This is a genomic window from Phaeobacter sp. QD34_24 (genome assembly GCF_028890115.1).
In the GTDB taxonomy this organism is placed as follows: domain Bacteria; phylum Pseudomonadota; class Alphaproteobacteria; order Rhodobacterales; family Rhodobacteraceae; genus Phycobacter.
The window spans coordinates 1-6,370 of sequence record NZ_JARCJD010000043.1 but is presented as its reverse complement, the minus strand read 5'-3'; the positions used below and the strand labels follow the sequence as shown (position 1 = coordinate 6,370).

The 6,370-nt window shown below is 60.2% G+C and carries 4 protein-coding genes and 1 tRNA gene; 4 read left to right on the top strand and 1 reads right to left on the bottom strand.

Annotated elements, in window-relative coordinates:
• Nucleotides 1-273: 273 nt before the first annotated feature.
• The 3 genes from ahcY to PXK07_RS18425 all read left to right on the top strand — a co-directional run bounded on the left by ahcY (nucleotide 274) and on the right by PXK07_RS18425 (nucleotide 4,538).
• On the top strand, nucleotides 274-1,662 hold the full coding sequence (gene ahcY, locus PXK07_RS18435; RefSeq protein WP_274849772.1) for an adenosylhomocysteinase: 1,389 nt from the start codon (nucleotides 274-276) through the stop codon (nucleotides 1,660-1,662).
• Between the two features lie 303 nt (nucleotides 1,663-1,965).
• A complete protein-coding gene (locus tag PXK07_RS18430; RefSeq protein WP_274849771.1) occupies nucleotides 1,966-2,361 on the top strand; it encodes a hypothetical protein in 396 nt (131 codons plus the stop codon).
• 152 nt (nucleotides 2,362-2,513) lie between these two features.
• A complete protein-coding gene (locus PXK07_RS18425) occupies nucleotides 2,514-4,538 on the top strand; it encodes a DEAD/DEAH box helicase (protein WP_274849770.1) in 2,025 nt (674 codons plus the stop codon).
• Nucleotides 4,539-4,672: 134 nt separating this feature from the next.
• Here PXK07_RS18425 and PXK07_RS18420 read toward each other — a convergent pair whose 3' ends face one another.
• Nucleotides 4,673-5,143: a hypothetical protein gene (locus tag PXK07_RS18420; RefSeq protein ID WP_274849769.1), complete on the bottom strand. Its 471-nt coding sequence runs from the start codon at nucleotides 5,141-5,143 to the stop codon at nucleotides 4,673-4,675.
• A 1,016-nt stretch (nucleotides 5,144-6,159) separates the two neighbouring features.
• Between PXK07_RS18420 and PXK07_RS18415 the strand changes: the two genes are divergently transcribed.
• Nucleotides 6,160-6,235, top strand: a tRNA-Thr gene (locus PXK07_RS18415).
• Nucleotides 6,236-6,370: the final 135 nt, after the last annotated feature.

Sequence of the window (6,370 nt, the reverse complement as noted above, 5' to 3'; positions counted from 1 at the left end):
GCCCCGAGTGCCCCGACGGCCCATGGCGACGACGACTGGGATTTCAGCGACGTCACCCCGGCCGCCGCAACCGGCACGGATGGAAACGCCGCCTTGGACAAATGGGAAGAGTTCTAGGCCCCCGAGCCGGACAAAGCCAATATCCTGTTGGTCGGCACCACACCCCAATGCACGGCATGATGATCTGATGAATTCAAGGATCTTCGTTGCTTGTAAAGGGTTGTGGTGCTACCTGCATGCTCGACGCTTGGTTTAGCCGGAATGGAGTTTCCAATGGCCGCAGATTACATAGTAAAAGACATCGCACTGGCCGGGTTTGGCCGCAAGGAACTGGACATCGCCGAGACCGAAATGCCGGGCCTGATGGCCCTTCGGGAAGAATACGGCGAAAGCAAGCCCCTGCAAGGCGCGCGCATCGTCGGCTCGCTGCACATGACCATCCAGACCGCCGTGCTGATCGAAACCCTGGTGGCGCTGGGTGCGGATGTCCGCTGGGCCTCCTGCAACATCTTCTCCACCCAGGACCACGCGGCGGCGGCCATCGCCGAGGCGGGCATTCCGGTCTTCGCCATCAAGGGCCAGACCCTGGAAGAGCATTGGGATTACCTCGACAAGAGCTTCATGTTCGCCGAGGGCGCCAACATGATCCTCGACGATGGTGGCGATGCCACGCTTTACGTCCTGCTGGGCGCACGCGCCGAAGCCGGTGAAGACATCATCCCGGTGCCCACCTCCGAAGAGGAAGAGGTGATCAAGGCGCAGATCAAGAAGCGCATGGCGCAATCCCCCGGCTGGTTCACCAAGACCCGCGACGCGATCAAGGGCGTCTCGGAAGAGACCACCACCGGCGTCAACCGGCTGTATCAGCTGGTCAAGGACGGCCAGCTGCCCTTCCCGGCGATCAACGTCAATGACTCCGTCACCAAGTCGAAGTTCGACAACAAGTATGGCTGCAAGGAAAGCCTGGTCGACGGCATCCGCCGCGCCACCGACACCATGATGGCCGGCAAGGTTGCCGTGGTCTGCGGCTATGGCGACGTGGGCAAAGGCTCTGCTGCCTCCCTGCGTGGTGCGGGTGCCCGCGTGAAGGTGACCGAAGCCGATCCGATCTGCGCCCTGCAGGCGGCCATGGATGGCTTTGAAGTAACCCTGCTGGAAGACGAAGTCGCATCCGCGGATATCTTCATCACCACCACCGGCAACAAGGACGTGATCCGCATCGAGCACATGCGCGAGATGAAGGACATGGCCATCGTCGGCAACATCGGCCACTTCGACAACGAGATCCAGGTCGCTGCGCTGAAGAACCACAAGTGGACCAACATCAAGGAACAGGTGGACATGATCGAGATGCCCTCGGGCAACCGTCTGATCCTCTTGTCCGAAGGCCGCCTGTTGAACCTCGGCAACGCGACCGGCCACCCGTCGTTCGTGATGTCGGCCTCCTTCACCAACCAGGTCCTGGCCCAGATCGAGCTGTGGACCCGTGGCGAGACCTACAAGAACGACGTCTACATCCTGCCCAAGCATCTGGATGAGAAGGTCGCGCGCCTGCACCTGGGCCGCATCGGCGTCAAGCTGACCCAGCTCAGCCCGGAACAGGCCGCCTATATCGGCGTCAGCCCCGAAGGCCCGTTCAAGCCGGAACACTACCGCTACTGAGCGAAGCACCTCAAAGACAAGACATCGAAGCCCCCGCCTATTCGCGGGGGCTTTTCCGTTCCGGCTGCTGCCTGCGCTGCGACTCGCGATCTGCCACCGCGAATAGGTGCAAAAGGATAGGTGACCGCACAAACGAGATGCCAGCTACCCTTTGTGTCCGTTCGTCCTGCAAATGGAGAGGCCCGGTGACCGATTGCCCAAGGCCCCTCAGATTGACTCGTATCCGATTAAATTCAAATTTAGCTTAAGTCGAATTTGGGAAGAGTTTTAGGTGGTTACCAGCCAAGTGAAGGGACGTGAAGCATGAAGAAGACCCTGCTCCCACAGAGAAAAAAGGCACCGCGTCAGGAGAAGATCCTGACCGAGATTGACCGCCTGGTCTGCTGGAAAAAACTGGCGCGCTGTGCCGAACCCTGCCTTGAGGAAGGATCGCAGATGGCCCTGGTAAAGCGCAGTTCGCTGGAATCTCTCATTCGCGTGGCGGTGCTGGATCGTTGCTTTGGCATCGGGCCTGCGGATATTGCGGCGATGCCGAAGAAGCGCGGCGCTCAGGCTACCCCCGGGCAGGAAGAGCTGGATCGGTTCTTCCAGATGATCAGTCGCTGCAGCCTGCGCGGGCGCATCATGCGGGAACTGGACGCGCAGCTGACCAAGGTGGGTGTCAGCCTCAGCAAGCAGGCGATCAACGCGCTTTTGTAAGAAGCAGGCTTTGTCGATCCGGGACGACTCTTGCCTATTTCGCCGCCAAAGGGCATGGGCGCTATACATTTCACTCTCCATGCCCTATACGCAGCCCCTTGTCGGCACATGCGCCTGTTGCGCCCGCTCTTTTGGAAAAAGCAGACCTTCCTTTGAAACAGACACTCGCTGTGGCGCTGGAGCGCCGTGGATATGAAACCCTTACCCCCGTCCAGGACGCCGTCACCGATCCGGAGCTGGCGCACTGCGATCTTCTGGTGTCCGCCCAGACCGGGTCGGGCAAGACCGTGGGCTTTGGCCTTGCCATTGCAGATACCATTCTGGGGGACGAGGACCATTTTTCCCCCGCGGCCCTGCCCCTGGCATTGGTGATTGCGCCCACGCGCGAATTGGCGCTGCAGGTGAAACGGGAACTGAGCTGGCTCTACGCTGAGGCCGGCGCCAAGCTGGCCTCCTGTGTCGGCGGCATGGATATGCGCGATGAACGTCGCGCGCTGGAGCGCGGCGCGCATATTGTCGTGGCAACGCCGGGACGGCTGCGCGACCATATCATGCGCGGCTCCATCGATCTGTCCGATCTGCGCGCTGTGGTGCTGGACGAGGCTGACGAGATGCTGGACCTTGGGTTCCGCGAGGATCTGGAGTTCATCCTGGGTGAAGCCCCGGAAGAGCGCCAGACGCTGCTGTTTTCCGCCACCGTGCCGCGCGCGATTGCAGAGCTTGCCAAGAACTACCAGCGTGATGCCAAGCGGATCTCGACCGTTGCCGAGACCTCCCAGCACAGCGATATCGAATACCACGCCATGGCGGTGGCGCCGCGCGATGATGAAAATGCGATCATCAACGTGCTGCGTTACTACGAGGCGCCCAATGCCATCGTCTTTGGCAACACCCGCGCGATGGTGAACCGGCTGGTGACGCGTCTGTCGAACCGTGGGTTTTCGGTCGTGGCCCTGTCCGGCGAGTTGTCCCAGGCCGAACGCAGCCACGCGCTGCAAGCCATGCGCGACGGGCGCGCCCGCGTCTGCGTGGCCACCGATGTGGCGGCGCGCGGGATCGATCTGCCCAACCTCGAACTTGTTGTGCACGCCGAACTGCCATCCAGCCACGAAACCCTGTTGCACCGCTCGGGCCGCACGGGCCGCGCCGGGCGCAAGGGCGTCAGCGCGCTGATCGTGCCCCCCAAGGCGCGCAAGAAGGCCGAGCGTCTTTTGAAGATGGCCAAGCTGCAGGTCAACTGGGGCAACGCGCCCTCGGCCGAGGACGTCACCGCCCGCGACCACGAACGCATGCTGGCTGATCCGATCTGGCAGGATCCTATTGCTGACAGTGAGCAGCCGATGGTTGCCACGCTGAGCGAGACCTTCACGGCAGAGCAGCTGGCCGCCGCCTATCTGCGCCTGTGGCGCAGCGCGCGCTCGGCCCCGGAAGAGCTGTCAGAGGCAGATGCCAAGCCGGAGCCCCGCGCGCCCTTTGGGCCCAGCGTCTGGTTCTCGATCGCGATCGGTCGCAATGGCGGCGCCGATCCCCGCCGTCTGCTGCCGATGCTGTGTCGGGCCGGGGATATCACCAAGTCGGAAATCGGTGCCATCCGCATCCAGGAGGACGAAACCTTCGCCGAAATCAAGGAGAGCAGCGCAGCCGGTTTCCTGGCCGCTTTGGGCGCCGAGATGGTGCTGGATGACGGCACGCGCCTGACCCAGTTGGACAAGGCCCCCGATCTGCCTGCCGGGCGCCCCTCCGGTCCGCGCAAACCTGGCCGTGGCAAGCCTGCCGGTCCGGGTGGAAAACGCCCGCATCGCGGTCAGGACCGCTCGTTTGATCGCCCCGACAGCGATCGCAAGCCACGGGCCCCGCGACCGGACAGGGCCGATGGGGCCAAACCTGCGCGCCGCGAGAAGCCGAAAGACACTCCGCCCCGCGAACCCAATGCGGTTGTGACCCCGCGCAAGAAGCCCGCTGCCAAACCAGGCACCAAACCCGGTGCCGGAGATGCCAGCAAGAGCCTGCGCAGAAAAGACGCTGGCAAAGCCGCGACCGGCGACCGGCGTCCCAAGGGCCCGCCGCCCCCGAAGGGCAAACCCAACAGCAAGAAGAACAAGGCCCGCGCGGCCCAGGCCAAGGCGGCAAAAACCGGCAAGGGCGGTTTTGATAAACCACGGCGGCCCAAAAGCTGATCCTGCGATCACCTGAGCTACATGAACGGCAGAGGTCAGGCGCCTGACGACAAGGAGCCTGACCCGAGGGCGGAGAGCGATCTCCGTCACACCGTTTCTATGTCGGGCCGTTTCTATGTCGGGCTGTGCCTGTGTCAGGCAGATGAGCGCGAACGCATGGCGCGAAACAGGAACATCAGGATCAAAGACAGGAAAAACAATCCAAAGATGTCTCCGATCAAATAGGCGAAATACTCCTTCGGTGCGTTTCCGAAGACCAGGTTGCTCAGCACCGATGACACGATGGAAATCAGGAACCCCACGGTCATAATGCTGGCCCAGCGGGGTTTACGCCCGGATGCTGGCGACAGATCCCATCCCAGGATCTTCACCAGATGGAAAACTGCCGGGGGTACCAGGACCGCGATCAGGATCGCCGCGATCCGGTGGCACTCGAATACGCCCATACCCGCGAAGGAAACGAAGACCAGGAAGACGCCGGGAAACAGCGCAATGCTCGCACGCCAACCCAACAGCCAGCTCGCCAGGACTTTCACGCCGTGAGGCAGGAACAGAAGGCTCGCGTCTCCGCCGATGCCTGGGAAAAAGCTCTTCTGAATGGGCATCAGAATCTCAAAGGCGGCGTAACTCGCAACCAGGTAGCACAGGGACACCACGATTGTTTCTGTTGCCAGAGCTTTCAATTCCCGTCCCCACCATACTCCCTGAAAGACCCCTTTCTACTTGGGTGCCTTTACAAGGTATCTTCCCCGGCTCGTGCTGCCGCTTTGTTCCAGATATCCCTTACCGACAAGCGACTTCAAAGCTCTGAAGAACGTCGGACGCGACATGCTTGCGACAATGGCATGCTCCCGGATCCGGTTGGTTCGCACCCCGTCGGATGTATCCGGGCAATCGCTCGCCGCATAGTATACATCCCGTTCAACCGTGGATAGCTCCTGCAGCCCCATGGCATGTTCCATGTCGAGCATCAGTTTACGCAACTCTGTCAGTTTGGATATGTTAGACATGACGTCCTTTATCAACAGGTTTCCTCATAATTGTGACACCTTACACGAAAGAAAAGTTCAAGTGAAACACGAATTGGTATCATGTTGGCACAATGTTCCTATGCGATAGTATAATTTTCGTTCGGCAGCTCTTTTCGAACCGTGAGTGGTGGCCGCCGTGCATCATTTCAGTACCAAACATTTTCAGGCGCGGTGCCCTTTGGCACCGCGCTTTCTATGACCACGGTATGATGGATTGCAGGCGCTTTTCACCCCACAGGCACGGCCATGGGCGATCCGAAGCGTAATCGGAAATCGATTTCTCCTTGCGCGGTCTGATACGAAGGTCTAAATCGACAGCCGCATCCTCCTGGCTTGCCTTCGGAGGACGCATCTTCGGCCAGTACCAGGCCCAAGACCGCAAAGGTTGCCGCTGTAGCTCAGCTGGTAGAGCACGTCATTCGTAATCACTCGAATGACGTGTGTAGTATAATGTCTAAAATATAGCTTATACCCCCGTTTTTTCTTGAGAAATTGGCCAATGGTAATATTATTATTGTTGGCGTCATACTGAGAATATACTGTAAATTACCCTTGTCTCGTGAACTCTTGTAGTATAGGCAAGGGCCGCTGCCGATGTAGCTCAGCTGGTAGAGCAACGCATTCGTAATGCGTGGGTCGGGGGTTCGAGTCCCTTCATCGGCACCATTTTCTTCTCTTTGAGATCGCCTCTCTTGGGCGAACATCTTGGCTGCACTCCGGTGTCGCTAGGGTCAGGACCCATTGATTTCCGTCCAGCGGCGTGATTCACGGTTCGAAAATCGAGCGGTAACATGTCTGATC